This window comes from Pseudomonas sp., from assembly GCF_049645325.1.
Taxonomy (GTDB): domain Bacteria; phylum Pseudomonadota; class Gammaproteobacteria; order Pseudomonadales; family Pseudomonadaceae; genus Aquipseudomonas.
Map to the genome: position 1 here is coordinate 1 of NZ_JBARTQ010000147.1, position 2,781 is coordinate 2,781.

Below are 2,781 nucleotides of genomic sequence, written 5' to 3' on the forward strand. Positions count from 1 at the left end.
CTTTTGTGGGAGCTGGCTTGCCTGCGATAGCATCACCTCGGTCTAACTGACAGACCGAGGTGCCTGAATCGCGGGCAAGCCCGGCTCCCACAAAAGCCGGCTCCCACACCCGCCCTGCTCCCACATTTTTTCCCGGGTATACCTGGCAAATTACAATTTGACCGACGAGCGCCCCGGCTTCTTGGTCTGCAACAGATGCGAGAACACCGCATGCAAATCATCCGATGCGCTTTCTTCGTCGAGGTTGAGCTTGCTGTCGATGTGATCCATGTGATGCATCATCAAATTCACCGCCAGCGTCGCGTCGCGGGCTTCGATCGCATCGATCAATTGCGTGTGTTCATCGTAGGAACAGTGCGAGCGGTTGCCGCTTTCGTACTGGGCGATGATCAATGAGGTCTGGGACACCAGGCTGCGCTGGAAGCTGATCAGCGGCGCGTTCTTCGCCGCTTCAGCCAGCTTCAAGTGGAACTCGCCGGAGAGGCGGATACCGGCTCCGCGATCGCCGCGCGAGAAGCTGTCGCGCTCATCGTTGACCATCTGGCGCAACTCGGCCAACTGTTCGGCCGTGGCGTGCTGTACCGCCAACTCAGTGATCGCGCGCTCCACCAGGCGTCGGGCCAGGAAGACCTGGCGCGCTTCTTCTACGCTAGGGCTCGCCACCACCGCACCGCGATTGGGCCGCAGCAATACCACGCCTTCATGGGCCAGGCGCGACAGCGCGCGGCGAATGATGGTGCGGCTGACGCCGAAGATTTCGCCCAGTGCCTCTTCACTCAATTTTGTACCGGGTGCCAGGCGTTGTTCGAGGATCGCCTCGAAGATATGCGCATAGACGATATCGTCCTGGGTTCCGCTGCGTCCGGCCTTGCCGGCTCGCGGTTGTTTCTTGAGAGGTTGCAACTGTTCGTTCATGGGCACTCGGGTTTGGAGAACGGCGGCGAATTAACGGTAATACGTCAACAGCGTGTTGCTGGCAAGTATCACCTAAAAACACGGCACATTGTACACAACCGAATGCGCCAACACACTGTACGGCTGTTTGCGGCCCCGGCTGTATTGCAATGACCGGTTACGTTTGAGTTTAGGCTTGAATTCGCTTTTTCTCCCGGTAAAAGGAACACCGCGCCATGACCGACGCCACCCAAGCGCCTTTGCGCCCGCTGGCCGACACCTCGCCCTCGGCCGTCGTCGCCGGCTTCATCGCCATGATGACCGGTTACACCAGCTCGCTGGTGCTGATGTTCCAGGCCGGCCAAGCCGCCGGCTTGACCACGGCGCAGATTTCTTCGTGGATCTGGGCGATTTCCATCGGCATGGCGGTGTGCAGCATCGGCCTGTCACTGCGCTACCGCACGCCGATCACCATTGCCTGGTCGACCCCGGGCGCGGCGCTGTTGATCACCAGCCTCGGCGGCGTGAGTTACGGCGAAGCGATCGGCGCCTACATCACCTGCGCGGTGCTGGTGACCCTGTGCGGGCTGACCGGCAGCTTTGAAAAGTTGGTCAAGCGTATTCCGGCATCGCTGGCGGCCGCCTTGCTGGCGGGGATTTTGTTCAAGATCGGCAGCGAGATTTTCGTCGCCGCGCAACATCGCACCGGCCTGGTACTGGGGATGTTTTTCACCTACCTGATCATCAAGCGCCTGTCGCCACGTTATGCGGTACTTGCCGCACTGGTGATCGGCACCCTGCTCTCCGGGTTGATGGGCCTGCTGGACTTCAGCGGTTTTCACCTGGAAGTCGCGACACCGGTGTGGACCACCCCGCACTTCTCGCTGGCGGCTACCATCAGTATCGGCATCCCGCTGTTCGTCGTGGCGATGACCTCGCAGAACATGCCTGGCGTCGCAGTATTGCGCGCCGATGGCTACACCGTGCCCGCCTCGCCGTTGATCACGGTCACTGGCCTGGCGTCTCTGGTGCTCGCGCCATTTGGTTCCCACGGCATCAACCTGGCGGCGATCAGCGCAGCGATCTGCACCGGGCCCCACGCCCACGAAGACCGCAACAAACGCTACACCGCGGCCGTATGGTGCGGCGTGTTCTACGGGATTGCCGGGGTGTTTGGCGCGACGTTGGCAGCACTCTTCGCTGCCCTGCCCAAGGAGCTGGTGCTCTCGATTGCGGCGTTGGCGTTGTTTGGCTCGATCATCAATGGCCTGAGCATCGCCATGAATGAGCCGAAGGAACGGGAAGCGGCGCTGATCACCTTTATGGTCACCGCGTCAGGCTTGACGTTGTTTTCCATCGGTTCGGCGTTCTGGGGGATTGTCGCGGGGGTGTTGACGCTGCTGATTCTGAATTGGCGCAAGGCCTGAACGTTTAAAGCCCTGGAACGAAAAAGCGACCCCGAAGGGTCGCTTTTTCATGACATCAAGCAGCCGGGTTGATCGGCTTTTCTGGATGCCAAGCGTCCAACAGGGCGCTGACTTCAACGCGGGTCAGCTCTGGACGAGCCTTCAGCCACGCTTCAACAGCGGCACGCTGTTCTTCGTTGACCGAACCACGGGTGGCTTTGCAAACCAGACCGAAGTCATCACCGCCGACGTAGTCCAGGCCATTGCCGTCCATCGCTTCAGTCAGGAATGCTTCGAGGAAAGCGTCAACCGCTTCATCGTCCAAACCTTCTTTGAAGTCCAGGTTCAGTTCGAAACCCAGCTCTTTCGTTTGACTATTTAGCGATGGGTGTCATTATTGGTTTAACAGCTCTAATACGGGCTCATAAGACACAACAGACAGCTCCAAAAAAAATGACAATTATCAAAAACACTTCTACTG

3 protein-coding genes are annotated in these 2,781 nt (G+C 59.3%); 1 reads left to right on the plus strand and 2 read right to left on the minus strand.

From position 1 onward, the window contains the following. Positions 1 to 150: 150 nt before the first annotated feature. Positions 151 to 915, minus strand: a complete 765-nt coding sequence (locus tag WBB95_RS06400) for a GntR family transcriptional regulator (RefSeq protein ID WP_017134778.1) — start codon at positions 913 to 915, stop codon at positions 151 to 153. 215 nt (positions 916 to 1,130) lie between these two features. Here WBB95_RS06400 and WBB95_RS06405 point away from each other — a divergent pair, with 215 nt between their 5' ends. Then, positions 1,131 to 2,321, plus strand: coding sequence for a benzoate/H(+) symporter BenE family transporter (locus WBB95_RS06405; RefSeq protein WP_424486797.1), 1,191 nt, complete (start codon positions 1,131 to 1,133; stop codon positions 2,319 to 2,321). Between the two features lie 55 nt (positions 2,322 to 2,376). Here the strand turns inward: WBB95_RS06405 and WBB95_RS06410 are convergent, their stop codons facing one another. Continuing rightward, positions 2,377 to 2,661 carry a 50S ribosome-binding protein YggL gene (locus tag WBB95_RS06410; RefSeq protein ID WP_424486798.1) on the minus strand — a complete coding sequence of 95 codons (285 nt, stop codon included), beginning with the start codon at positions 2,659 to 2,661 and terminating at the stop codon, positions 2,377 to 2,379. Between the last annotated feature and the right edge of the window lie 120 nt (positions 2,662 to 2,781).

Coding starts and splice junctions, on each gene's coding strand:
- WBB95_RS06400 (WP_017134778.1), bottom strand. CDS start 915: ATGAACGAACAGTTGCAACCTCTCAAGAAACAACCGCGAGCCGGCAAG.
- WBB95_RS06405 (WP_424486797.1), top strand. CDS start 1,131: ATGACCGACGCCACCCAAGCGCCTTTGCGCCCGCTGGCCGACACCTCG.